The sequence below is a fragment of the Brevundimonas vitisensis genome (genome assembly GCF_016656965.1).
In the GTDB taxonomy this organism is placed as follows: domain Bacteria; phylum Pseudomonadota; class Alphaproteobacteria; order Caulobacterales; family Caulobacteraceae; genus Brevundimonas; species Brevundimonas vitisensis.
Genome location: NZ_CP067977.1, coordinates 1883179 through 1908260 on the forward strand (window position 1 = coordinate 1883179; position 25082 = coordinate 1908260).

Here is a 25082-nt window from a genome sequence, read left to right on the forward strand (position 1 = left end):
CCAGAACAAGCGGGCCGCTCACCAGCTCGTCCCCAGGCGGTGGGTCCGCCGCTCGCTCAACAGATTGACGATGGCCGCCGCCGTTTCCTCGACCGAGCGGCGTGTCACGTCGATCACCGGCCAGCCGCGCCGTTCGAACGCCCGCCGGGCCTTGACGGTCTCTTCACGCACCGCGTCATGATCGACATAGTTGGAGGCCCGGTTGGCGTTCAGCCCGTCCAGCCTGTTCTTCCTGATCTGCACCAGGCGATCGGGCGAGACCGTCAGTCCCACCACGAGCGGGTTGCGAAGGGCCACCAGCCGCTCGCCGTCCTCCTGTCCCGGCACCAGGGGCACATTCGCCGCGCGGATGCCCCGGTGCGCCAGATAGATACAGGTCGGAGTCTTTGACGTGCGGCTGACCCCGCACAGCACGACATCGGCACTTTCCAGCTGCTCGGCCGTCCCCTGACCGTCGTCATGGGCCATGGCATAGTCCAGGGCCGCGATGCGGTTGAAATATTCATGGTCCAGCGCGTGCTGCGCCCCGACCCGCGTCGACAGCGCCGCGCCCAGATAGCGGGACAGCGCCCCGACCAGGGGATCCAGGGCCCCAATCTGCGGCATGTCCAGCCGCCGGCAGCCTTCCTCCAGCTGTTCGCGCAGTTCGCGATCGACCAGGGTGTGCAGAACGACCCCCGGCGCCGCCGCCACCTCTTCCAGCACCCGGTCCAGCTGTTTGGACGACCGGACCAGGGCATAGATGTGCTCGATGGGAATGACCCCGTCGAAACGGGCCACTACCGCCTTGGCCATGGCGTTCAGGGTTTCCCCGGTCGAATCCGAAACCAGGTGGACGTGGAAATAGGTGGCCAGCCTGTGGGCTCCGGGCGGACGGGCAGGGCTCATATGCGGACGCTCGGGCGACGGACGTTTGTGCGGGCGGTCATGATGATCCGGGACAGTGCTGGGGGCCAAGACCCTGTTTCTGTGGACGGCGGTGTTGGGAACTGGGCCCGGCCGGTGTGCCGAATCCTATAGCGCCGGCGTCGCCCGGTCGCGAGCGGGGATCGTGAGGGAGAACTTGGGCCCTCTACCGCCACTTTGTCCCCTCTCGGGCGAGGTCGGCGGTTCTGCCTGGGGAAAAGGTTAATGAAGACTTAACGACACACCGACCTCATACGGAGGATCGGGCTCGTCATCTCCTTGATGTTAAGACCTGATTAAGATTTGTCCCCGCTCTCAACAGGGCTTATCCCAGCCCCGCTGACCGGCGCGTCGGTCCGTGGACAGAGGCGGTCAGAGACCTTTTCCGGCGGAAATTATCCCCGTCATCCCGCCTCCAGCCTGCTTCTTCGACTCTTCGATTCTAATCTTGTTCAGGGAAGGAAGAACGCCGGGCTTGAGGCCTGGGACCGGGGCTCGTAAAGCCCGATGCATGATCCAGTCCTCATCGCGCCCGGCCAATCCGTCTCGCCTTCTTCAGGTCCTGGATGGGCGGACACCGGATCGGCCTCCGGTATGGTTCATGCGTCAGGCGGGGCGGTATCTGTCCGAATACCGGGCCCTGCGCGCCGAGGCTCCCGATTTCATCGCCTTCTGCCTGAACCCGGAGATGGCGGCCGAGGCGACGATGCAGCCGATGCGCCGGTTCGGCTTTGACGCGGCCATCGTCTTTGCGGACATCCTGCTGATCCCCCGGGCCCTGGGCCAGGACGTCTGGTTCGAGACGGGCGAGGGGCCGCGTCTGGGCGAAATGCCCTCGGTCGGGCGGATGCGGGAACTGGCCGACGGAGCCGGTGATCATCTGCATCAGGTCGGCCAGACCCTCAGCCTGGTCCGTGCGGCGCTGGAGCCCGAGCCGGAGCGGGCCCTGATCGGGTTCGCCGGCGCGCCCTGGACGGTGGCCACCTATATGCTGGACGGGCACCACAACACGATCGGCAAGGGCGAGCGGGCCACCGCCCGATCCTACGCCTATGCCGAGCCGGACAAGGTCGACGGCACGCTGGAGGTGCTGGTCGAGGCCACGGCCCGCTATCTGAAGATGCAGGCCGACGCCGGGGCCCAGGTGCTGAAGATTTTCGAGAGCTGGGCCGAGGGCCTGCCCGACGATCTGTTCGACCGCCTGGTTCTGCGCCCGCATCAGGCCCTCGTGGCCAGGGTGCGGGAACTGGGCGTGACGGTTCCGCTGATCGGCTTTCCGCGGGGCTCGGCGGCCCATGCCGAACGCTATGCCGCCGAGGTCGACGTCCAGGCCGTGGCGCTGGACACCGCCTGTCCCCTGGAGGTCGGCAAACGGGTGCAGGCGATCAAACCGATCCAGGGTAATCTGGACCCGCTGCTGTTGCGCGTCGGGGGCGCGGCACTGGACCGCAGGGTGGACCAGCTTGTCGAGGCCTGGGGCCAGGGTCCATGGATCTTCAACCTCGGCCACGGCATCCTGCCCGACGTGCCGGTGGCCCATGTGGAGCAGGTGTTGAAACGGATCGGCGCGCAATGATGTCGGGGCCGGGCGAGGGGCCGACCGGTGGCCGTCGGCTGGCCGTGGTGCTGTTCAACCTCGGCGGGCCGGACGATGCGGCCTCAGTCAAACCCTTTCTTTTCAACCTGTTCCGGGATCCGGCCATCATCGGCCTGCCCCAGCCGTTCCGCACCCTGCTGGCCCGGCTGATCTCCTCTCGCCGCGAAGCGAGCGCCCAGGCCAACTATGCCCTGATGGACGCGGGCGGGGGCTCACCCCTTCTGGCCGAAACCCGAGCCCAGGCCGAGGCGCTCACGCAGTCGCTGTCCGCGCGGCTGCCGGGCGATGAGGTCAAGGTCTTCATCGCCATGCGCTACTGGCATCCCCTGACCGAAGAGACGGCGGTGGACGTGGCCGTCTGGGGGCCCGACGAGGTCGTGCTGCTGCCCCTCTATCCGCAGTTTTCGACAACGACGACCGAGTCTTCGCTTCAGGCCTGGAAGGCGGCCTATGCCGGTTCGGGTCGCAGCCGGACCATCTGCTGCTATCCCCAGGCACCGGGCTGGGTCACGGCTCAGGCCAAGGCGATCCGCTCCGCCCTGGCCCAGGCCGGCGACCGCCCCATGCGGGTGCTGTTCTCGGCCCACGGTATTCCCGAGATGCTGGTCACCAAAAAGGGCGATCCCTATCAGGAACAGGTCGAGGGCACGGTGGCCGATGTTGCCCAGGCTGCCGGCCTGACGGACTGGACCGTCTGTTACCAGAGCCGCGTCGGGCCGATGAAATGGCTGGGTCCGTCCACGCCTGATGCCATCGAACAGGCGGGCCGGGATGGCGTCGGTGCCGTGGTGGTGCCTGTGGCCTTCGTCTCCGAACACATCGAGACCCTGGTCGAACTGGATCAGGAATATGCCGAGCTGGCCCACGAGAAGGGCGTCAGCCCCTATCTGCGGACCCCGACCGTCAGCGTCGCGGCTCCGTTCATCGACACCCTGGCCGAGGCGGTGACCCAGTCGCTGGGTCGTGCGGGTACAGCCCCCTTCGGGCCGGGATGCCAAGGCCGATGGAAGGCCTGTCCCTGTCAGGCCGAGCGCGGGCAGGGCCAGGCGGGGCGGTCGGCGTGAGCGCCTATGACCTGGCGCGGGGTCTGCACATCCTGGCGGTGATCGCCTGGATGGCCGGGCTTCTGTTCCTGCCGCGTCTGTACGCCTATGACGCCGAACAGGCCGACAAGCCCGAACCCCTGCGGACTCAGATGCGGTCCCTGTTGCAGACCTGGCAACAGCGTCTGTCCGGCATCATCCTGGGGCCGGCCATGGGGGCGGCCTGGCTATTCGGGGGCTGGCTGATCTGGCTGGATGGCACGGCGCGCGGCTGGAGCTTTCTGCTGGAGCCCTGGATGATCGCCAAACTGGCCGGTGTCCTGGCCCTGACCGGTTGGCACGGGTTTCTGACGGCCGAGGGCCGCCGGGTTCGGGCGGGCACCAGCGTCCGCACCGGCCGGTTCTGGCGCATGACCAATGAAATCCCGTTCGTCATCGCCATCGTCATGGTGCTGTCTGTGACCACGGAATGGACCCTGGGCTGAGGCCCCGCTTGACCCGGACCCCCGGTCCGTGGTTTCGCTGGAGTGAGCTCCGTCCGGATCGGTCGGAGTGCCCTTCTCTTGCGACGCCCTCGCCCTTTGCGGCCTGGGACGACCGTTGCCTTCCCACCCGGCCGACAGGCCACACATCGCCAGTTTCCTCTCCGCCCGCCTGACCCTGTGTCGCGCGGCGCGCTGCTCATGATCGCATGCCCATGACCGACTCCACCGATACCCCCGAGACCGAAATGCCCACGGCGCAAGAGACCCCTGAGGTCGAGGCTCCGCGCGACATGTCCCTGCCCGACAACAGTCTGGTGGATCAGGAGGCCGAGGAGGAGGACGGCGAGCCAATCGTGCCCAATGGCCGGATCACCCTGGCTGAGCTGAACGCCAAGACGCCGGCCGATCTGGTGGCCTTCGCCGAACAGCTGGAGATCGAGAATGCCTCGACCCTGCGCAAACAGGACCTGCTGTTCGCCATCCTGAAGACCCTGGCCGATGAAGAGGTCGAGATCTCGGCCGATGGGGTGCTGGAGGTTTTGCCGGACGGCTTCGGCTTCCTGCGCAGCCCCGACGCCAACTACCTGCCCGGACCGGACGACATCTACGTTTCGCCGTCGCAGATCCGCCGTTTCGGCCTGAGGTCGGGTGACACGGTCCACGGCACCGTGCGGGGCCCGCGTGAGGGCGAGCGCTATTTCGCCCTGCTGAAGGTCGACACCATCAATTTCGAGGACCCGGAAACGGTCCGCACGAAGGTCAATTTCGACAACCTGACGCCGCTGTATCCCGAAGAGCGGCTGCATATGGAGATCGACGATCCGACCCTGAAAGACCGCTCGGGCCGGGTCATCGACATCGTTGCCCCCCTGGGCAAGGGTCAGCGCTGCCTGATCGTCGCCCCCCCGCGGGTCGGCAAGACGGTGATGCTGCAGAACATCGCCAAGTCTATCGAGCGGAACCATCCCGAGGTCTTCCTGATCGTGCTGCTGATCGACGAGCGGCCCGAAGAAGTCACCGACATGCAGCGCACGGTGAAGGGCGAGGTCATCGCCTCCACCTTCGACGAACCGGCCACCCGCCACGTCGCCGTCGCCGAAATGGTGATCGAAAAGGCCAAGCGTCTGGTCGAGCACAAGCGGGATGTCGTCATCCTGCTGGACTCCATCACGCGTCTCGGCCGTGCCTATAACGCGGTCGTTCCCTCGTCGGGCAAGGTCCTGACCGGGGGCGTCGACGCCAATGCCCTGCAGCGGCCCAAGCGCTTCTTCGGTGCCGCCCGCAACGTGGAACAGGGCGGGTCTCTGACCATCATCGCCACCGCCCTGATCGACACCGGCAGCCGGATGGACGAGGTGATCTTCGAAGAGTTCAAGGGCACCGGCAACTCCGAGATCGTTCTGGATCGCAAGGTGGCCGACAAGCGCATCTTCCCCGCCATCGATGTGCTCAAGTCCGGCACGCGCAAGGAAGACCTGATCACGCCGAAGGAGCAGCTGACCAAGACCTATGTCCTGCGCCGCATCCTCAATCCGATGGGGCCGCAGGATGCGATCGAGTTCCTGCTGGACAAGCTGCGCCAGTCCAAGAACAACGGCGACTTCTTCCAGTCGATGAACACCTGAGGCGGAGGCGGCGGTTTCGGTCCGCGTCCAGCGGCCTGAAACTGTCGTCAAGCAACCCGGCACCGCGCGTCGGACGGCAGGACCCAAACGACGTTTCACGTGAAACACGGAGGCTAGGATGAAGGTCAATATCGAGATTGAATGCGAACCGGCTGAAGCGCGCGCCTTTCTGGGTCTGCCTAATGTCGAGCCGCTGAACGATCATCTGGTCGCCGAGATGAAGAAGCGGATGGACGCCAATATGTCGGCGATGCAGCCGGAAGAACTCATGAAGACCTGGACCAGCTTCGGCCTCCAAGCTCAGGATCAGTTCCGCCGTCTGATGGAAAGCGCCGTGGCAAAGGGCTGATTGCGAGTCTCCTCCCCATCTGCCGTGTGAACGGAGAGGAGAAAGCATGATCTTTTCCACGTGATATAGATGATGGACACCATCTTCGCCCTCGCCACGCCGCCCGGTCGGGGCGCAATCGCCGTGATCCGTATGTCGGGGCCGGACACTAATCGTGCCCTTGATGCCCTGGGTGCGGGGCGACCCACGCCGCGCCTCGCGACCTTGAAGGCCTTGTCTCACCAGGGTGACCGGATCGATCAGGCGCTGGTGCTGCGGTTTGTCGGACCACAGTCCTATACGGGCGAAGACAGCGCCGAGCTGCATCTGCACGGGGGGCGGGCGATCGTCGAGGCGGCGACGGCAGCCCTGATCGCCATAGGTATTCGTCCTGCTGAACCGGGCGAGTTTACGCGCCGCGCTTTCCAGAATGGCCGGATGGATCTGGCGCAGGCCGAGGCCGTGGCGGATTTGATCGATGCCGAGACCCAGGCCCAAGCCCATCAGGCCCTGGGTCAATTGGCCGGCGCGCTGTCGGCCACCTATGCGGGTTTTCGGCGCGATCTGCTGCAGGCCCTGGCCTTGGTCGAGGCCGAGATCGACTTCCCCGACGAGGATGTGCCCGATCATCTGGCGTCCAATGCGGGCCCGATTCTGGACCGCCTTCTTGGCGATCTCGACCGCGCTCTGGCCGACGGGCAGCGGGGCGAACGGGTGCGGGATGGCTACCGGATCGTCCTGATCGGCGAGACCAACGCGGGCAAGTCGTCGCTGTTCAACGCCCTGGTCGAGCGAGAGGCCGCGATTGTGACGCCCGTCGCCGGTACCACCCGGGATGTGCTCGATGCTCAGCTGGTGATCGGCGGCTATGCTGTGACCCTGTCTGATACCGCCGGGCTCCGGCCGACGGATGATCCGGTCGAGGCCGAGGGGGTTCGCCGTGCCCAGGTCCGGGCGGCGGAGGCGGAACTGCGCCTGTGGGTGCGTGCCCCCGGTGATCCCGAAGGGGCCGCTGCCGATCACGCCCAGCCGGGAGATCTGGTCATTCTGAGCAAGGCCGATCGCGGTCTTGCCGCGTCGGTTGAAGGCTTCGAATCCCTTGCCGTGAGCCCGCTCACAGGGCAGGGGCTTTCCCAGCTGCACGATTGGATCGCGGCGAGGCTGGCCCGCGACTTGGCGGGCTCTGACTTTCCGGCCGTCACTCGCGAACGGCATCGGCGTCGCTTGAGCGAGGCGCGCGACGCAGTGGCGGCCGCGCGGTCGGCCCTGTCGGTGGGACCGGAAATGGCGGGTGACGATCTGCGACGTGCGGCCCAGGCCCTCGCGCGCGTGACGGGCGCGATCGATGTTGAGGATGTGTTGGGCGAGGTCTTTTCGACCTTCTGCATCGGCAAATAGGGCTGTTTCACGTGAAACACCCCTCATGTCTCTATGGTGAGAATGGTGCGTATGGCCTATGTGGCGCGGCATGAAGACCTTTGATGTGATCGTCATCGGCGGCGGGCACGCCGGCTGCGAAGCCGCCGCTGCCGCCGCGCGCGCCGGGGCCAAGACACTGTTGCTGACGCAGAAACTCGAAACGATCGGCGAAATGTCCTGCAACCCCGCCATCGGCGGTCTGGGAAAGGGGCACCTCGTCCGCGAGATCGATGCCATGGACGGCCTGATGGGGCGGTTGGCCGATGTGTCCGGCATCCAGTTCCGCATGCTCAATCGGTCCAAGGGCGCGGCTGTCCGGGGTCCACGCAGCCAGATCGACCGCCGCCTTTATCGCGAGGCCATGCAGGCGGAACTGGCCGAGACGCCGAACCTGACCCTGATGGCTGGCACGGCCGAGCGCCTGATCCTGGATGGCGAGCGCGTCGCGGGCGTCGTCACGGATGCGGGACAGAGCCTGTCGGCGGGCGCCGTCGTCCTCACCACGGGTACCTTCCTGAACGGCGTGATCCACAAGGGGGAAGAGCGGATTCCGGCGGGCCGCCATGGCGAGGCTCCGTCCACGGGACTGGCTGCAGATCTCTATGGCGCCGGCCTGGCCATGGGCCGGTTGAAGACCGGCACCCCGGCTCGCCTGGACGGACGCACCATTGCCTGGGACCGGCTGGAGATGCAGGCGGCGGATGCCGAGCCTGTACCGTTCAGCTTCCTGACCGACCGGATCGAAGTGCCCCAGATCTCCTGCGGCATCACCCATACGACCGAAGAGACCCACCGCATCATCGCCGAGAACCTGGGCGAAAGTGCTGTCTATGGGGGGCATCTGACGGGTCGGGGACCTCGCTACTGTCCGTCGATCGAGGACAAGGTCGTTCGGTTTGCGGACAAGACTTCGCACCAGATCTTTCTGGAGCCGGAAGGGCTGGACGACCCCACCGTCTATCCGAACGGCATTTCGACGTCGGTGTCGAACGCGACCCAGATGGCCTTCCTCCGAACCATTCCGGGCCTGGAGGACGTGGCTGTCTTTCGCTTCGGCTATGCCATCGAATACGACTATGTCGATCCGCGTGAACTGACCCCGGCGCTGGAGGTCAAGCGTCGGCGCGGCCTGTTCCTGGCCGGCCAGATCAACGGCACGACGGGCTATGAGGAGGCCGGGGCGCAGGGCCTGATGGCCGGACTGAATGCCGCACGCGCGGTCTCTGGCCGTGATCCCCTGATCCTCGGCCGGGACCAGGCCTATATCGGGGTCATGATCGACGACCTAGTGACGCGGGGCGTGACCGAGCCCTATCGGATGTTCACCAGCCGGGCCGAGTATCGGCTGACGCTGCGGGCCGACAATGCCGATCAACGTCTGACCCCCCTGGCCATGCAGGCCGGTCTCGTGGGCGCGGACCGGTCGGCCCGTTTTGGCGAGAAGCGGTCCCGGCTGGATGAGGCCTTTGCCCTGGCACGCGAGACGACCTTCCTGCCCAAGGCGGCATCGGCTCTGGGTATCAGCGTCAATGCCGACGGTCGCCAGCGTTCGATGCGAGACCTGTTGTCCTATCCCGGCGTAACGCTCGACACCTTCGTCGCGGCCTGTCCGTCCATTGCGACATGGTCGGCCGATGTCCGTGAGCAGGTCGAGATCGACGCCACCTACGCCGGCTATCTGGACCGTCAGACCGCCGACATCGCCGCGCTGAACCGCGAAGAAGCCCTGACCCTGCCAAGCGATCTCGACTATGCGTCGGTCGGGGGCCTGTCGAATGAGGTGCGCGAGAAGCTGTCGCGTATTCGGCCTGTGACCCTGGGCCAGGCTGGACGGATCGAGGGGATGACCCCGGGGGCACTCACCGCTCTGTTGTCTCACGTGAAACGTACGAAGGTGGCCGCGTGACGGGGATGGCGGTGTCATCTCCGCCGTGCGCCGCCATGGGGAGCCGATACGCAGTCCCGCCCGCTATCTTCGATGGGGAGGAGACACAGTGACGCCCGCCGAATTCCAATCCCTGACCCAGGCCTCGGACGCGGCGATGGCGGATGTCGACGCTTTTCGTCTGCGCCTGATCGAGGCGAATGCGGTCATGAACCTGGTCGGGCCTGATACCCTGCCGAACTTCTGGAACCGCCACGCCTGGGACTCGGCCCAGCTGTTGGACCATGCGGGGGAGGGCCGGACCTGGGCCGATCTCGGGGCCGGTGCCGGCTTTCCCGGAGTCATACTGGCCCTACTGCTGAAGGGTCGCGCCGGGGCGCACGTCTGGCTGGTCGACAGCCTGGGTAAGCGGTGCCGATTCCTCCAGGACGTCGTTACAGCCCTCGACCTGCCGGCCACTGTGGTCAACGGCCGGGCCGAGGATCAGAAGATCAAGGTCGATGTCGTGACGGCCCGGGCGGTCGCGCCCATGGAGCGTCTGCTGGCTTATGCACAGCCCTATGTTCTTCGTGGTGCACAAGCCCTGTTTCTCAAGGGAGAGAAGGCCGAAGACGAGTTGATCGCGGCCCGTAAGGTCTGGCATTTCCAGTCAGACCTGATGCCTTCCCGCAGCGACCCCCGCGGTCGCATCGTTACTGTCCGGAGCCTCCGCCGTGTCTGAGCCAAACAAAACACGCGTCCTGGCCGTCTCCAACCAGAAGGGCGGGGTGGGCAAGACGACGACCGCCATCAACCTGGGCACGGCCCTGGCCGCCATTGGCGAGCGCGTCCTGATCGTGGATATGGATCCCCAGGGCAATGCCTCTACGGGGCTGGGTGTTCCACGTGAAACACGCCGCATCACCATCTATGACGTCGTCGTCGATGGGCGCTCCGTTGACGAGGCGGCGGTGCCGACAACGGTGCCGGGGCTGGACATCATTCCGGCCGATGCCGATATGTCGGGCGTCGAGATCGAACTCAGCCAGGCCGACCGGCGCTCCTTCCGTCTGCGCGACGCCTTGGCGGCTCAGGGGGCCGGGGGTCATACCCGGTATGACTATGTCCTGATCGACTGCCCGCCTTCGCTGAACCTGCTGACGCTGAACGCCATGGCCGCCGCCGATGCCGTCCTGGTGCCGCTGCAGTGCGAGTTCTTCGCCCTGGAGGGCCTGACCCAGCTGATGAAGACCGTCGACATGGTCCGCCAGAGCCTGAACCCCGCGCTGGAGATCCAGGGACTGGTCCTGACCATGTATGACCGCCGCAATGCCCTGTCGGGTCAGGTTGCGGCCGACGTCCGTGCCCATTTCGGGGACAAGGTCTATGACTCGGTCATACCGCGAAACGTCCGCGTCTCGGAGGCACCGTCCTTCGGCAAGCCGGTCCTGATCTATGACCTGAAATGCAGCGGCAGCCAGGCCTATCTGAAACTGGCCCGCGAAGTCGTCGCGCGCGAGCGCCAGCGCCGCCTGATCGCGGCCTGAACCGGGCCGTCACCGGTCCACCCCATCTAGAAGAACGGAAAAAGACTTTGTCGGATCGTCAACAACGCGGATTGGGTCGCGGGCTTTCGGCCCTGCTGGGCGAACAGGCGACCGAGCCCGCCCCGGTGTCTGGCGAGGGCAATCTGCCGACCGGCGTCCGGCTGGTCCCGATCGAGCAGCTGAAACCCAACCCCGATCAGCCTCGCCGGATCTTCACCCAGCCCGAGCTGGAGGAACTGGCCAGTTCGATCCGGGACAAGGGCGTGTTGCAGCCGATCCTGGTCCGGGCCCTGCCGGATGAACCGGGCCATTGGCAGATCATCGCCGGTGAACGGCGTTGGCGTGCCTCGCAGCTGGCCCGCCTGACCGAGGTGCCGATCATCGAGCGCCAGATGGACGATCTGGAGGTGCTGGAAGTCGCCATCATCGAGAATGTTCAGCGCGCCGACCTGAACCCGATCGAAGAGGCCCAGGCCTATCATCAGCTGATGGACCGGTTCGGCCGGACCCAGGACGCCCTGGCCGGCGTCGTGGGCAAGAGCCGCAGCCATGTGGCCAACACCCTGCGTCTGCTGCAGCTGCCCCCGTCGGTCGTGGACCATGTCATGGCCGGGCGACTGTCCGCCGGTCACGGCCGGGCCCTGATCACCGCCGCCGATCCCGCCGCTCTGGCGCAGGAGGTCCTGTCCAAGGGACTGAATGTGCGTCAGACCGAGGCTCTGGCCCGCCGATCGGCCGAAGGGCCGTCCAAGGCCAAGACCGCCGCATCGAAGGCCGATGACGCGCCCTGGTCCGCCGATATCGCCGCCCTGCGCCAGGACCTGTCCGATGCCCTGGGGCTGAAGGTCGATCTGGTCGATCGCGGCCCGCGCGCCGGGGGCGAGCTGACCCTGTCGTACAAGACCCTGGAACAGCTGGATGACCTGTGCCGGCGTCTGATGCGGCTCTAGGCCAGGTCCGTGCTATAGAGCGCGCATGACCGATGCCAAGCCGACCAACGCCGCCACCGAAGCCCTGAAACGCGCCCTGGCCGCCAAGCGCGGCGCCAGCATGGCCCACGCCGGACTGGACGGTGGAAAGGCCGAGGAACGTATGGTCGCCGCCAAGAACGCTGCCCTGGCCAAGCCCGCCTTCCGCAAGGCGTCAAAGCGAGGCTAGGGCAGGGGCCTGCCGGTCGAAGACCTAACGCTCCAGGAACCGCAGCGCGCTGAAGACATGGGCGCGAACACCGACCACCAGGACCTTTTCGTTCACGTCGAACTGGGGCGAATGGTTGGGGGCCGAGGTGGCCGGATCAACCCCGTCCGGGCTGGCCCCCAGGTGATAGAAGACGCCCGGGATCTCGCGCTGAAAATAGCTGAAGTCCTCGGCCACCGTGGTCGGGGGCGTGGCGGCATTGACCTTTCCGGTGCCGGCGGCCTCTTCCAGCACAGGGGCCAGCCAGGCTGACAGGCCTTCGTCATTATAGACCAGGGCCGCGTTCTGGCGGATCGAGAAATCCGCCGTCGCGCCATAGGCCGCCGCCACATGGTCCACTGCGGCCTCGGCCCGCCGAACCAGATCGTCCCTCTGGGCGGTGTCAAAGGTCCGCAGCGTGCCGGACAGCGTCGCCTGATCCGGAATGATGTTGTAGCGGACGCCCGCATCCAGGGTCGCGATGGTGAAGACGGTCGGCGTCGTTGTCGGGTCGATCGTCCGCGCGGTCAGGGTGTTGATGGTCTGGATCACCTGTCCGGTCACGGCAATGACGTCGATCCCCTTCCAGGGCCAGGCCCCGTGGGTCTGCCGCCCGTGGATGACGATGTCGACACGGTCCGAGGCGGCCATGAAGCCCTGCGGCCGATAGAAGATCGTCCCCGGCACCCCCGGCACCACATGCAGGCCAAAGATGGCTTCCGGGGCCGGATCCTTCAGCACCCCTTCCGCGATCATCAGGGCTGCCCCGCCCAGCGGCTCTCCGGGAGGCGCGCCTTCCTCGGCCGGCTGAAAGATGAAGACCACGGTCCCCGCCAGATCCTCGCGCATTCCGGCCAGAACCGTGGCGGCCCCCAGAAGCATGGCGAGATGGGCGTCGTGGCCGCAGGCGTGGGCCACCGGGACCGTCTGGCCCTGATAGGTCCCGGTCGCGGTCGAGGCAAAGGGCAGGCCGGTCGCCTCCAGCACGGGCAGGGCGTCCATATCGGCCCTCAGCGCCACGGTCCGGCCGGGCCGCCCACCGCGCAGGATGCCCACCACCCCGGTCTTGCCGACCTCGGTCCGGACCTCCAGCCCCAGGCTCCGCAGATGCTCGGCCACGGCGGCAGCCGTGCGGGTTTCGGCAAAGCCCAGTTCCGGATGCTGGTGGAAATCACGCCGCCAGGCCACGACCTGGGGCATGACCCCCTCGACGGCGGCGGAGATCTCGCGCGTTGGGGCCTGGGCCAGTGCCGGTGTCGCCAGGCTCCCGCTCGCAAGGGCCAGCGCCAGAAGCAGCTTCGGTGCGGCGGACGACATCAGGCGACGGATGGACATGGCGATTTCCCCTCTGAAAGATCAGGGTGCGCCGACCTGTCCGTCTTGCGCAAGACGGCGAACACCACGATCTGACACCCATGGCGATCAAGACCGCGAAATCCGAATGGCGCGACGTGGTTCTGGTGTGCCGCAAATGCTCCAAGAAACTGGATGGCGGCTTTGGGCCGGACGGCGATCAGACGCTGAAAAAGGCCCTGCGCCGCTATCTCAAGGCGGGCCAGTACAAGGTGGGCAAGGGCCGCAAGGCCGAGCTGGTGGTGCGCGAGACCGACTGTTTCGACATCTGCCCCAAGAATGCGGTGGTGGCGATCAACGCCGCCAATCCCAAGGCCATGTTGATCGTGCCGGCGGGGGCCGACCTGTTGGAGGTCAAGGCCCGGCTGAACCTGGACGATGGACGGCGGCTGAAACCGGTTCTGACCATCGTGCCGGACTGATCCGGTCAGCCAGAGCGGGTCTGGTCAGGCGGTGTGCCGGGCGCTAAACCGCGCCCAACAAGAACAATCGATTATCCGGGAAACGCCAGTATGCGCGACATCAACCATTTCATCGACGGAGCCGTCTTCACCGGCACCTCGGGTCGGTTCTCCGACGTTTTCGACCCCAATACCGGCCAGGTCCAGGCCCGCGTCCAACTGGCCACCGAGGCCGAGATGGACCGCGCGGTCCAGAGCGCCCAGAACGCCTTCGACGGCTGGTCCAGCACCAATCCCCAGCGCCGCGCGCGGGTGATGTTCGAGTTCAAGCGCCTGGTCGAGGCGAACATGACCGAACTGGCCGAGTTGCTGTCGTCCGAGCACGGCAAGGTGATCGCCGACTCCAAGGGCGATATCCAGCGGGGCCTGGAGGTGATCGAGTTCGCGTGCGGCATCCCCCATGCGCTGAAGGGAGAATACACCTGGGGGGCCGGTCCGGGCATTGACGTCTATTCGATGCGCCAGCCGCTGGGCGTGGTGGCGGGGATCACCCCTTTCAACTTCCCGGCCATGATCCCGATGTGGATGTTCGGCGTGGCCATCGCCGTCGGCAACACCTTCATCCTGAAGCCGTCGGAGCGCGATCCGTCGGTGCCGGTCCGTCTGGCCGAGCTGATGATGGAGGCGGGGGCCCCCGCCGGGGTGCTGAACGTCGTCCACGGCGACAAGACGGCGGTCGACGCCATCCTGACCCATCCGCTGATCCATGCGGTCAGCTTCGTCGGCTCGTCCGACATTGCCCACTATGTCTATCAGACCGGCGCGGCCAACCATAAGCGGGTCCAGGCCATGGGCGGGGCCAAGAACCACGGCATCGTCCTGCCGGACGCGGACATGGATCAGGTCATCAAGGATCTGTCGGGGGCGGCCTATGGCTCTGCCGGCGAACGCTGCATGGCGCTGCCGGTCGTGGTGCCGGTCGGCCAGAAGACCGCCGATGAACTGCGCGAGCGGATGGTGGCCGAGATCCCCTCGATGCGGGTCGGCGTCTCGACCGATGCCGGCGCCCATTACGGCCCCGTCGTGACCGCCCAGCACAAGGCCCGGGTCGAGGGCTGGATCGAGCAGGGGGTCAAGGACGGAGCCGAACTGGTCGTCGACGGCCGCGGCTTCAGCCTGCAGGGGCACGAGCAGGGGTATTTCATCGGCCCGTCGCTGTTCGACCACGTCACGCCGGACATGGCCGCCTATAAGGAAGAGATCTTCGGCCCGGTGCTGCAGATCGTCCGCGCTGCCAGTTTCGAGGAGGCGCTGTCGCTTCCTTCGAAGCACCAATACGGCAACGGCGTCGCCATCTTCACCCAGAACGGCCGCGCGGCCCGTGACTTCGCCGCCCGGGTCAATGTCGGCATGGTCGGGATCAATGTGCCGATCCCCGTGCCGGTCGCCTATCACACCTTCGGCGGCTGGAAGCGCTCGGCCTTCGGCGACACCAACCAGCACGGCATGGAAGGGGTGAAGTTCTGGACCAAGGTCAAGACGGTGACGGCCCGCTGGCCCGACAGCGAGCTGGAGCACGCCGACAGCTCTTTCGTGATCCCGACGATGCGCTAGGGGTGCCTGTGAAGGCGGGGGTGGTCGGCTATTCCCAGCGGGTGCCGACGCCGCCGCCTTCGTCCCACTCTCCGCCCGCATCCAGGGCGTCATCGAAGCTGAGGAGGCGGTCGATCAGGATGCCGGCCACGACGCCGACGGCCGTCAAGGCCAGGGCGGTGGCCAGGCTGCCGATGCCGATCTTCTCCGACCGCGTCAGGCGACGGCGGCCCGAGACGTCGATGATCCGGGTGGGGGCGTGACGACGGGCCATCAGGCAGCCAGCCTCGCGGCCTTCTTGACCTTGGCCACGGCACGGTCGCGCTTCAGTCGCGACAGGTGATCGATGAACAGCACGCCTTCCAGGTGGTCCATCTCGTGCTGGATGCAGACGGCAAACAGGCCGTCGGCCTCCTCTTCCACAGCCTGGCCGTCATAGTCGAGGTAACGCAGGCGGATACGGGCCGGACGCTCGACGGCGTCAAACACCTCGGGCACCGACAGGCAGCCTTCCTCATAGGTGTACAGTTCGTCAGAGGCCCAGACGATCTCGGGATTGACGAGATAGCGCGGATTGCGGCGGGCTTCCTGGTCGGCAGCCTCTGCAGCCTCGCCAGCGGCCGGAGCGTCGCCTTCCACGGCACCATCGCCCAGGTCCATGACGATGACCCGGCGCGCATCGCCGATCTGGACCGCCGCCAGGCCGATACCCGGCGCGGCGTACATGGTCTCCAGCATGTCATCCATCAGGGTGCGCAGTTCCGGCGTGACCCCGCCTTCGACGGGGACCGAAATCCGCTTCAGCACCGCCAGGTCGGCAGCATTGTCGATGGTCAGGATGCGACGGATGGCCATGCCTCGCAGGTAGGGCGGATTGACCCGCACGTCAAGATTTCCGCCCTGCGACAACAGGGCTTGCGCCTCGGAATGTTATTTCATAACACAACGCACGCACTGTATTCACTGGACAGGTTCCCTCCCCATGACCGTCACCCGCTCGTTCCGCTCCGCCCTCCTCGTCGCCGCCGGCTGGGGTGCCATGGGCAGCCTCGCCCTGGCCCAGACCGCGCCTCAGGATCAGGCCACGACGGTCGAAGAGATCATCGTCACCGGTGTCCCCTTCGGTATCAGCCGCAACGCCACCACCATCGCCACCTCCGTCCTGGACGAGGAAATCCTGGCCACAGCCCCCGCCGCCTCTCTGGGCGATCTGCTGTCCACCCTGCCGGGCCTGCGCTCCAGCGGCTTTGCGCCGGGGTCCAGCCGACCGGTCATCCGCGGTCTGAGCGGCCCGCGCGTGCAGGTCCTGACCAATGGCGTCGGCCTGATCGATGCGTCCTCGGTTTCGCCGGACCACCAGGTCGCCGCCGATCCCGGAGAGTCCAACCGGATCGAGGTCGTGCGCGGTCCTGCCACCCTGGCCTACGGCGGCTCGGCGATCGGCGGGGTGGTCAACATCCTGGATGGCCGCATCCCCGAGCAGCTGCCTGAAGGCGGGCTGGAGGGCCGTGTGACCGCTCAGGGATCAACGGTTGACAACGGTCGGTCCTTCGGGGGCCGCGCGACCCTGGGTCTCGGCCGCTTCGCCCTGCACCTCGACGCCCTGAAGAAGGACGCCGACGACTATGAAATCCCGTCCTCGCCGATCTCGCAGCGGCTGGCCGATGCCGAGGGGATCGACCGCGAAGAGACCGGCGTCCTGCCCAACAGCTTCTCGGAGCTGGAAGCCTTCGGCATCGGCGGATCCTACATCGGGGACCAGGGCTTCTTTGGTCTGTCCTACAAGCAGACCGACAGCACCTATGGCATCGTGGCCGAGGAGACGGTCTTCATCGACCTGCAGCAGGAGCGGTTCGACGCGCGGGGCGAATACCGCTTCGACAGCGGGCCCTTCCGGGCCGTGCGCGCCACCTATGGCCAGGCGGACTATACCCACACCGAGTTCGAGGACGTCGGCGAACCGGGCACGGTCTTCAACTCCGATGGCTGGGAAGCGCGCGCCGATCTGATCCAGCGGCCGGTCGGCGGCTGGAACGGGGCGTTCGGCGTCCAGGCCCTGTCGCGCAATTTCGAGGCGATCGGCGACGAGGCCTTCGTCCCCACCACCGACATCGAGGAGGCGGGCCTCTATACGGTCCAGCGGCTGGATCGCGACGGCTACGGCTTCGAGGGCGGCCTGCGTTATGACCGCCGCACGCTCAGCGCCACACCCCTGTCCGGCGGCGCCGAGGTGGAGCGCGAGTTCGACAACTGGTCGGCCTCCGGTGCCGTTTTCGTGCGGCCCCAGCCCGGACTGTTCCTGGGCCTGAGCCTGTCGCGGACCGAGCGCGCCCCGTCCGAGGTCGAGCTGTTTGCCGACGGCTTCCACCTGGCCACCGCCGTCTATGAGCTGGGTGACCCCACCCTGGACACCGAGGCGGTGGTGACCCTGGAGGGCACGGTCCACTATGACCGCGGGGCCTTCCGCGGCGACCTGCACGTCTATGCGGCCAAATATGATGGCTTCATCGACCAGCGCGACACCGGGCTGGAGGAGCCGTTCGATGAGGACGGCGAGATCGAGCTGTTCCCCGTCTTCGCCTATGTCCAGACCGACGCCGACTTCCGGGGCTTCGAGGCCCAGGCGGCCTATGACGTCTGGACCTCGGGCCGCCGCGTGGTGACGCTGGAGGCGGCCGCCGACTATGTCGATGCCGACACGGACCTGGGGCCCGCCTCGCGCATCCCGCCGTGGTCGCTGACGGGCCGCGTCCGCTATGGCTCGGCCCCCTTCGATGTCAGCCTGGAAGTCCGCCGCGTCGGCGAACAGGATGAGGTGGCCGAGTTCGAGCTGCCCACCGACGGCTATACGCTGGTGAACCTGTCCGGGGCCTGGCGTCCGTTCCAGGACGACCGCATCACCCTGTTCGCCGAGGGTCGCAACCTGTTCGACGAAGAGGCCCGCGAACACGTCTCCTTCCTGAAGGACATCGCCCCGATGCCGGGCCGCAATCTGCGGGTCGGAATCAACTATCGATTCTGATGGGCCGGCCATGAAATCTGCTCGGATGCCTTAGCAGATTTCGCTGGCCTCCCGCCCTGGGGGTCGCCATGTCATGGGTCATGGCTCTCTTCGCTTCGACCCGAACCTGGTTCTTCGGCTCAAGGGTACGGCCCGCATGAGCGGCCTGCGCATCGCCATCATCGGTGCAGGTTTCAGTGGCCTGCTGACGGCGGTGCAGCTGTCGCGACAGCGGCCGGATGCCCATCTGTGGCTGATTGAGAAACGCCCGCGCTTCGCCGAAGGAGCGGCCTATGGCACACGCGAGGCGGACCACGTGTTGAACGTGCGCCTGGGGAACATGAGCGCCTTTCCCGACGACCCGGACCACCTGTCCCGCTGGCTGGCGACCCAAGCCCAGTGGACGTCGCAGGGGGCCTTCATCACGCGTGGCGACTATGGCCGCTATTTGCGTGCCATCCTGGCCGAGGCTCTGGAGGGTCCCCATTCCCGGTTGAAGCTGGTACACGACGAGGTCACCGACCTCTCGCGTAATGCGCAGGGCTGGAAACTGGGCTTCGCATCCGGGTCCGAACTGGTCGCCGACATCACGGTCCTGGCCCTGGGCAATCTGGAACCGGCCCGGCCTGCCGGACTGGACCAGGCTGTGATCGACCAGGGACGTTACATTGCCGACCCGTGGCGCGGGACCGCCGCCCTCGACGAGACGATGTGTCGGGTGCTGCTGATCGGATCCAGCTTGACCATGGTCGATGTGGCCCTGTCGCATGCCGCGCCGGGCCGCCGATTCTTTGCCCTGTCCCGCCGGGGGCTGGCCCCGCGGGCGCACAAGGCGGCCGACCTGCCGCCGATTTCCAACCTCTATGCCGGGTCGCCCCTGGCCGTGCTGCGACAGGCCCGCCGGGCGGCCTTCGTCTCGGAATGGCGCGCGGTGACCGACGACCTGCGCCGATCGGCCAGGGCCCTGTGGCGCGGATGGACACGTCGCGAGCGCAGCCAGTTCCTGCGGCATCTCCGCCCGATCTGGGACGTGCACCGCCACCGGCTGGCCCCCAGCGTTGCCCGGCGCATGCAGACCATGACTGCCGCCGGAGAGCTGTCGGTCGAGGCAGGCCGCATCACCCGGATCGAGATGGCTGACCAGAAGGTGCTGGTCACCTGGAAACCTCGGGGGGCCGCACGCACCACCACCAAGAAGGTCAATGTGGTAATCAACTGCACTGGGCCGCTCGCCGACCTGTCCGCTAGCAACATTCCTCTGATCCGCAGTCTGGTGCAGGCAGGCCTTGCCCGCGCCGATCCGGACGGCCTGGGGCTGGACGTCGACGATGGTTGTCGGTTGCGGTCAGGCTCCGGCCTTGGCCAGGCGGATCTCTATGCGGTGGGGCCCATGACCCGGGGGGCATTCTGGGAGGTGACGTCCGTCCCGGACATCCGCGTTCAGGCGGCCGAAGTGGCCCAGGAAATCGCACGCGCCTGCGCCTGATGCCGCTGGGTAATGTCAAAGGTCGGCGATGTCAGGAAGAAGAATGGCGCACCCGACACGATTCGAACGTGTGACCTTTGCCTTCGGAGGGCAACGCTCTATCCAGCTGAGCTACGGGTGCTGACAGGCCCCAAGGGCCGCAGAGCGGCTGCTTACAGGATGAAGGCGGCGGCCTCAATGCCAAACCTCGCCTTGGCCTGCTGCGCGACCCGGCATAGCCTCACATCCGAAACGATCCGGGAGGACTGCCGATGCGCGGCCTGATGCTGTCTCTTGTGCTGATGCTGGCGGCCTGTGCCCCGATGACGGCACCGCCTTCGGCAGCGGCCCCGCCCGCCGCGGACGGCCTGGATGCGATCGCCGCCGACTATGTGGCCCTGATCCTGGAGATCGGCGAGCATGAGCCGGGCTATGTCGATGCCTATTATGGTCCGCCGGAATGGGCCCAGGCGGCCAAGGACAATCTGCGGCCCGTGCCCGAGCTCATCGCCGCCTCGCGCGGTCTGACCGGGCGGCTGAACGCCATCGCCCCGGCCAGCCTGGACCCCGACCACCGCCAGCGGCGCGCCTATCTGCTGGCTCACGTCTCGGCGGCCGAAGCGCGCCTGCGGATGCTGTCGGGCGAAAAGATGGGCTTTGCCGACGAGGCCTACGCCCTGTTTGGCGTGCGGCCGGACCTGGCCCCCCTGTCCAGTTTCGACCCGGTGCTGGCCCGGATCGAGACCCTGGTCCCCGGCGAGGGGCCCCTGGCCGACCGGGTGGCGGCGTTCCGGGGCACCTTCGCCATTCCCAAGGACCGGCTGGACGCCGTCATGCGTGCGGCCATCGCCGAATGCCGCGCCCGCACGGTGCGCCGCATCCCACTGCCGGCCAATGAGCGCTTCACCCTGGAGTTCGTCACCGACAAGGCCTGGTCCGGCTATAATTATTACAAGGGCGACGCCAACAGCCTGATCCAGATCAACACCGACCTGCCCATCTTCATCGACCGGGCGGTCGATCTGGGCTGTCACGAGGGCTACCCCGGCCACCACGTCTATAATCTGCTGCTGGAGCGGACGTTCGTGCGCGAACGGGGCTGGGTCGAGATGAGCGTCTATCCGCTGTACAGCCCCATGTCCTTCATCGCCGAGGGCAGCGCCAACTATGGCATCGACCTGGCCTTTCCGGGCGCGGAGCGGGGAGCGTTCGAGCGCGAGGTCCTTTATCCCCTGGCGGGCCTGGATCCGGCCCGTGCCGCTGTTCAGGGCGAGCTTTTGGCGCTGACGCGGGCCCTGGGCCGCGCGGAATACACTATTGCCGACGACTATCTGTCGGGCCGGGTCGATCGCGAAACGACCCTGGACCGGCTGCAGACCTATGGCCTGACCTCGCGCGAACGGGCGACCCAGCGTCTGGCCTTCATCGACACCTATCGCAGCTACATCATCAACTATGGACTGGGCCGCGACACCGTCCAGTCCTGGGTCGAGCGCCAGGGACCCGATCACTGGGCCGGGATGGCGACCCTGCTGTCCAGCCAGATCCTGCCCGTCGACCTGATGTAGGGGCCTATCGCGCGGTCAGGGCCTCGACCACCACGCCTTCGCTCAGCAGCTGGGGCAGGATGCGGGGCTCGGCGCGGCCGGGCGTGAACAGCAGATACAGGGGCACGCCCGAACGGCCGCGTCGCTCCAGTTCGGCGGTGATGGCGTCGTCGCGGCGGGTCCAGTCGGCGACCAGATAGACGGCGTTCGCCTGTGCCAGAGCGTCCGCCGTGCGGGGCGAGGAGAGGGCCGAGGCCTCATTGATCTTGCAGGTCACGCACCAGTCGGCGGTGAAGTTGACCAGGACAGGCCGACCCTCTGCCAGGGCGGCCTCGACGGCCTGGGGGGACCAGGGCTGAGAGGCCAGGGCCGTCTGGCTGGCCCCTTGGCCGGTGGTCGGCGGGACGCGGGCCGCCAGCACCGCAAGGCCGCCCGCAACGATCAGGACAACCACGCCCGCGATCAGATGCAGTGTTCCCCGGTGGCCGTTCGCACGCTGGCCCTGGCCCTGACCGACCAGCCACAGTGACAGGGCCAGCATCAGGCCTGCACCCAGCAGCAGGGCCAGGGCATCGCCTCCCGATTGGCGCGACAGGACCCAGGCCAGCCACAGGGCCGCGCCATACATGGGAAAGGCCAGCAGCGCCTTCAGCCGCTCCATCCAGGGACCGGGCCGGGGCAGGCGGCGCAGAAGGCCGGGCGACAGGCTGATCGCCAGATAGGGCAGGGCCAGGCCCAGACCCAGCATCAGGAAGACGGCCAGGGCCATGGGCCAGGGCATGACCAGGGCCGCCCCCAGCGCCAGGGCCATGAAGGGGGCGGTGCAGGGGGCTGCCACCACCACCGCCAGCACACCGGTGAAGAAGGCCCCGATCCCCCCCGGCAGGCGCGCCAGTGGGCCGGACCCTGCGCCTTGCAGACCGGCCCCGACATGAAAGACGCCCGACAGGTTCAGGGCCACAGCCAGCATCAGCAGGGCCAGGGCGGCGGTGACAGCGGGCGACTGCAGCTGGAACCCCCAGCCGATCGCCTCGCCCCCCGCCCGCAGCACCAGCAGCAGTCCTGCCAGCATAAGGAATGTCACCAGCACGCCGGCCAGAAAGGCCAGGCCATCGCGCGCCGCAGCCCGGGGCTGATGCGCCGTTGCGGCCAGGGCCGCGGCCTTCATGGCCAGTATGGGGAAGACGCAGGGCATCAGGTTCAGGATCAGACCGCCCAGCAGGGCGAACAGGGCTGCCTGGGCGAAGCCGGCCAGTCCCGTCTCTGCGGTGGCGGCGGCGGTCAGCCTGCCTTGTCCCGAGGCGCCGGGCAGGGCCGGACCGGCGCTGGCCGAGATCTCAAAAGCCCCGATGTTGGTGGCCAGCACCCCTGCTACGGGGCCCGTCAGTCGACCCGCCGTGCGGCTGTCCGGTCCGGCGCTCAGGCGCAGGGTCAGCCCTTGCGGGCCCCGCTCGCCCGTTGCGTCGGCGGCATGGTCGATCACCCCCGCCTCGAACGGAAAGAAGACGACCGATGTCAGGTCCGCCCCGGCCAAAGGGCCGCCGGTGGCGGTCAGGGTCAGGATGGAACCGTCCAGCTGGGCCCGGGCCTCGATCCCTGCCGGGCGGGGAGCCTGTTCGACCACGGCCTGGATCGCCGCGCCATGCCGAGGGTCCAGCGGCGCGGCCCCGGCGCGCACCGGCATGGTCAAGCTGAGGGTCAGGGTCTCGGGCACGCACATCTGGTCGCTGCACACGAAGAACAGCGCCCGCGTGGTCAGGACCAGGGTGGAACCGGGGCGGGCCTCGGCCGGTATGCGGATCGGCACCGGCAGATAGACCTGGCCGGAATAGCCGAAATTCATCAGGTCGCCGAGCGGCTGCCGCTCGGGCAGGGGCCAGACTATGTCCTCGGCCACCACGCCCTGCGGCAAGGTCCAGGTCAGGGACGTGGGCCCGCCGGAATCGCCCGGATTGCGCCAATAGGTATGCCAGCCAGGCTCGATGTCCTGTCGCACGGCCAAGATGGAGGTCGAGCCGGGCGTGACCCACTGCGACAGGGGCACCAGTTCCGCCTCGATCCGCTCGGTACGGCGCGGTCCATCCAGCACGGGCTGGGCCCAGGCGGGAGACACGCCCAGCAGCAGGAGCAGGGACAGCAGGAGGGGACGAAGCGGCACGGCGAGACCCTTGGCCATGAACAGGCCCCGCTGTCCTAAAGCGAAAACCGCGCCGCGTCAGCGTCCGGCAACGGCCCTGCGACCTTGGGGGTCGTCAGTTCGGGGCGATGGCCTGGACCAGCACCTCGGTGCGACGGCGCATGGGCTCCTGTGTGCCGTCGGGCGTGACCGCGCCTTCGTCTCCGACCGCCGTCACATCGAAGGCCGGGGCAGGCCAGCCGGCGCTCTGCAAGGCTTCCGCCACCGCCACGGCCCGCCGCTCCGACAAGGTGAGATTGGCGCGCGACCCGCCAGATGCGTCGGCCAGACCGAGCACCTGAACCGACTGAATGGTGCAGCCCTGAAGTTGCGCCGCGGTCATGCCGATGGCCTCGCGCGCCGCCGGCGTCAGCCGCGCCTCGCCCTCGGCGAAATAGACTTCGAAACGCTGCGGCACGCAGGTGGTCGGCGTCGCGACCAGTTCATCCCTGCTGCCGAACATGTTCAGGCCCCCCGAACAGCCCGACAGGATCGCACCCACGCCGACAACCGCCGCCAGCCCCAAAACCCGCTTCATCGTATTCCCCCTCGCAGTACGCCGCGAGAATGCGCGGCTCATATGGAACGGGCGGCCCGCCTTTCGACGCACCGCCCGCATCCTCATCGGTGATCAGGTCAAGGACCTGACGCTACCGCCGATCAGCGACGACGGCCGTCTTCCCAATAGCAATCGCCTTCGGGGTAGCAGTAGTAGTAGGCACCGCGCGCGCTGTCATAGCGGCGGTTCTGGTTGGCGCGGTCCTGGCTGGAACCACGGACAGCCCCGGCGACGCCGCCGACGACGGCACCGATGGCAGCACCACGGCCGGCATTGCCGTCACCGACGTTGTTGCCGATGATCGCACCGGCCACGGCACCGACGCCGGCACCGATCACGCCCTGGCGGGTCGCTTCGTTGTTGGTGTTGTAGCCGTAGCCATCGCTGGCGCAGGCCGAAGCCAGCAGGCCGGCCGCCGCAATGGCGAGAATCGCCTTGTTCATGGGTCTGTCCTTAAAAAAACGAGGGTTCGCCCCTGGGGTGAGAACGCTGGACCAAGGCTCAGGTTCCAAGGCCATCTTGCATCCACGGCGTGTCACCACGCTCATGATAAGGGTGAGGCCATCGGCCCTGCCCAGGGGCTGTAGGGGCCCGGTACCAAGGGGGTTTTCATGCGTTTCTCTCAACCCGTTCATATGGCCGACGGTGAATCCAGCCCGGTTTGGGCTCGCTCCAAGCGCCGGTCCGGCGGTGCCTCGCCGATCGGCTTTGTCGTTACCCTCTTGGCCCTGTTTGGCGTTCTGAGCGCCGTGCTGGGGATCAAGGAACGGTCGATGGCCGAAGGCGGGGCCATCATCGACGGCTGGATCAGCAGCGCCTGGACGAGCGCGCGGAGTCTGGCGGGCCAGGCACCCGAAGCCGGGGAAGAGGCCGCGGGCAAGGTCGGCGAGACGGCGGCCAAGACCGGCGATGCCTTGCAGGCCGGTGCCGAGAAGACCGCCGACGAGCTGAAGAAGCAATAGTCAAGCTTTCTGTCGCTCGGCCCGGAACCCCGGCT

The 25082-nt window shown here is 67.3% G+C and carries 24 protein-coding genes and 1 tRNA gene; 17 read left to right on the top strand and 8 right to left on the bottom strand.

Going from position 1 to position 25082, the window contains the following annotated elements:
• Positions 1 to 18: 18 nt before the first annotated feature.
• Positions 19 to 888 carry a pyruvate, water dikinase regulatory protein gene (locus JIP62_RS09495; protein WP_201101953.1) on the bottom strand — a complete coding sequence of 290 codons (870 nt, stop codon included), beginning with the start codon at positions 886 to 888 and terminating at the stop codon, positions 19 to 21.
• A gap of 529 nt (positions 889 to 1417) precedes the next feature.
• Here JIP62_RS09495 and hemE point away from each other — a divergent pair.
• The 11 genes from hemE to JIP62_RS09550 all read left to right on the top strand — a co-directional run bounded on the left by hemE (position 1418) and on the right by JIP62_RS09550 (position 11972).
• Entirely contained in the window at positions 1418 to 2482 is a 1065-nt protein-coding gene (gene hemE / locus JIP62_RS09500) for a uroporphyrinogen decarboxylase (protein ID WP_201101954.1), read from the top strand.
• A complete protein-coding gene (hemH, locus tag JIP62_RS09505) occupies positions 2482 to 3567 on the top strand; it encodes a ferrochelatase (protein ID WP_201104691.1) in 1086 nt (361 codons plus the stop codon). The genes hemE and hemH overlap by 1 nt, the downstream gene beginning before the upstream one ends.
• The gene (locus JIP62_RS09510; protein WP_201101955.1) at positions 3564 to 4031 is read left to right on the top strand and encodes a CopD family protein; all 468 of its coding nucleotides are present in this window, start codon (positions 3564 to 3566) and stop codon (positions 4029 to 4031) included. Before hemH ends, JIP62_RS09510 begins: the two co-directional genes overlap by 4 nt.
• Before the next feature lie 212 nt (positions 4032 to 4243).
• Positions 4244 to 5656, top strand: coding sequence for a transcription termination factor Rho (gene rho, locus JIP62_RS09515; protein WP_201101956.1), 1413 nt, complete (start codon positions 4244 to 4246; stop codon positions 5654 to 5656).
• A 118-nt stretch (positions 5657 to 5774) separates the two neighbouring features.
• Positions 5775 to 6005, top strand: coding sequence for a DUF6489 family protein (locus JIP62_RS09520; RefSeq protein WP_201101957.1), 231 nt, complete (start codon positions 5775 to 5777; stop codon positions 6003 to 6005).
• Between the two features lie 69 nt (positions 6006 to 6074).
• Positions 6075 to 7382: a tRNA uridine-5-carboxymethylaminomethyl(34) synthesis GTPase MnmE gene (mnmE, locus tag JIP62_RS09525; RefSeq protein WP_201101958.1), complete on the top strand. Its 1308-nt coding sequence runs from the start codon at positions 6075 to 6077 to the stop codon at positions 7380 to 7382.
• A 70-nt stretch (positions 7383 to 7452) separates the two neighbouring features.
• Positions 7453 to 9309, top strand: a complete 1857-nt coding sequence (gene mnmG / locus JIP62_RS09530) for a tRNA uridine-5-carboxymethylaminomethyl(34) synthesis enzyme MnmG (protein WP_230974715.1) — start codon at positions 7453 to 7455, stop codon at positions 9307 to 9309.
• A 136-nt stretch (positions 9310 to 9445) separates the two neighbouring features.
• Positions 9446 to 10009 (top strand): 16S rRNA (guanine(527)-N(7))-methyltransferase RsmG, encoded by a 564-nt coding sequence (gene rsmG / locus JIP62_RS09535; RefSeq protein ID WP_201104692.1) that lies wholly within the window; start codon positions 9446 to 9448, stop codon positions 10007 to 10009.
• Positions 10002 to 10814: a ParA family protein gene (locus JIP62_RS09540; protein ID WP_201101960.1), complete on the top strand. Its 813-nt coding sequence runs from the start codon at positions 10002 to 10004 to the stop codon at positions 10812 to 10814. The genes rsmG and JIP62_RS09540 overlap by 8 nt, the downstream gene beginning before the upstream one ends.
• A 47-nt stretch (positions 10815 to 10861) precedes the next feature.
• A complete protein-coding gene (locus JIP62_RS09545) occupies positions 10862 to 11764 on the top strand; it encodes a ParB/RepB/Spo0J family partition protein (RefSeq protein ID WP_230974716.1) in 903 nt (300 codons plus the stop codon).
• A 25-nt stretch (positions 11765 to 11789) separates the two neighbouring features.
• A complete protein-coding gene (locus tag JIP62_RS09550) occupies positions 11790 to 11972 on the top strand; it encodes a hypothetical protein (RefSeq protein ID WP_201101962.1) in 183 nt (60 codons plus the stop codon).
• A 24-nt stretch (positions 11973 to 11996) separates the two neighbouring features.
• Here JIP62_RS09550 and JIP62_RS09555 read toward each other — a convergent pair whose 3' ends face one another.
• Positions 11997 to 13325, bottom strand: coding sequence for an amidohydrolase (locus tag JIP62_RS09555; RefSeq protein WP_230974717.1), 1329 nt, complete (start codon positions 13323 to 13325; stop codon positions 11997 to 11999).
• A gap of 80 nt (positions 13326 to 13405) precedes the next feature.
• Here JIP62_RS09555 and JIP62_RS09560 point away from each other — a divergent pair, with 80 nt between their 5' ends.
• Positions 13406 to 13765 (top strand): hypothetical protein, encoded by a 360-nt coding sequence (locus JIP62_RS09560; RefSeq protein WP_201101963.1) that lies wholly within the window; start codon positions 13406 to 13408, stop codon positions 13763 to 13765.
• 90 nt (positions 13766 to 13855) lie between these two features.
• Positions 13856 to 15358, top strand: a complete 1503-nt coding sequence (locus JIP62_RS09565) for a CoA-acylating methylmalonate-semialdehyde dehydrogenase (protein ID WP_201101964.1) — start codon at positions 13856 to 13858, stop codon at positions 15356 to 15358.
• Positions 15359 to 15386: 28 nt separating this feature from the next.
• Here JIP62_RS09565 and JIP62_RS09570 read toward each other — a convergent pair whose 3' ends face one another.
• The gene (locus tag JIP62_RS09570) at positions 15387 to 15611 is read right to left on the bottom strand and encodes a hypothetical protein (protein WP_201101965.1); all 225 of its coding nucleotides are present in this window, start codon (positions 15609 to 15611) and stop codon (positions 15387 to 15389) included.
• Positions 15611 to 16192, bottom strand: coding sequence for a peptide deformylase (def, locus tag JIP62_RS09575; RefSeq protein ID WP_201101966.1), 582 nt, complete (start codon positions 16190 to 16192; stop codon positions 15611 to 15613). Before def ends, JIP62_RS09570 begins: the two co-directional genes overlap by 1 nt.
• 127 nt (positions 16193 to 16319) lie before the next feature.
• Here def and JIP62_RS09580 point away from each other — a divergent pair, with 127 nt between their 5' ends.
• A complete protein-coding gene (locus JIP62_RS09580; RefSeq protein ID WP_201101967.1) occupies positions 16320 to 18359 on the top strand; it encodes a TonB-dependent receptor in 2040 nt (679 codons plus the stop codon).
• A 136-nt stretch (positions 18360 to 18495) separates the two neighbouring features.
• Positions 18496 to 19824, top strand: a complete 1329-nt coding sequence (locus tag JIP62_RS09585; RefSeq protein ID WP_201101968.1) for an FAD/NAD(P)-binding protein — start codon at positions 18496 to 18498, stop codon at positions 19822 to 19824.
• Positions 19825 to 19868: 44 nt separating this feature from the next.
• On the opposite strand, the gene JIP62_RS09590 is transcribed toward JIP62_RS09585, so the two are convergent.
• Positions 19869 to 19945, bottom strand: a tRNA-Arg gene (locus JIP62_RS09590).
• Positions 19946 to 20075: 130 nt separating this feature from the next.
• Here JIP62_RS09590 and JIP62_RS09595 point away from each other — a divergent pair.
• The gene (locus JIP62_RS09595; protein ID WP_230974718.1) at positions 20076 to 21371 is read left to right on the top strand and encodes a hypothetical protein; all 1296 of its coding nucleotides are present in this window, start codon (positions 20076 to 20078) and stop codon (positions 21369 to 21371) included.
• 4 nt (positions 21372 to 21375) lie between these two features.
• Here the strand turns inward: JIP62_RS09595 and JIP62_RS09600 are convergent, their stop codons facing one another.
• The 3 genes from JIP62_RS09600 to JIP62_RS09610 form a co-directional block, all read right to left on the bottom strand.
• Entirely contained in the window at positions 21376 to 23526 is a 2151-nt protein-coding gene (locus JIP62_RS09600; protein ID WP_201101969.1) for a protein-disulfide reductase DsbD family protein, read from the bottom strand.
• 76 nt (positions 23527 to 23602) lie between these two features.
• Positions 23603 to 24064: an OmpA family protein gene (locus JIP62_RS09605; RefSeq protein ID WP_201101970.1), complete on the bottom strand. Its 462-nt coding sequence runs from the start codon at positions 24062 to 24064 to the stop codon at positions 23603 to 23605.
• Positions 24065 to 24186: 122 nt separating this feature from the next.
• Positions 24187 to 24528 (bottom strand): YMGG-like glycine zipper-containing protein, encoded by a 342-nt coding sequence (locus JIP62_RS09610; protein WP_201101971.1) that lies wholly within the window; start codon positions 24526 to 24528, stop codon positions 24187 to 24189.
• Between the two features lie 168 nt (positions 24529 to 24696).
• Here JIP62_RS09610 and JIP62_RS09615 point away from each other — a divergent pair, with 168 nt between their 5' ends.
• Entirely contained in the window at positions 24697 to 25047 is a 351-nt protein-coding gene (locus JIP62_RS09615) for a hypothetical protein (RefSeq protein ID WP_201101972.1), read from the top strand.
• Positions 25048 to 25082: the final 35 nt, after the last annotated feature.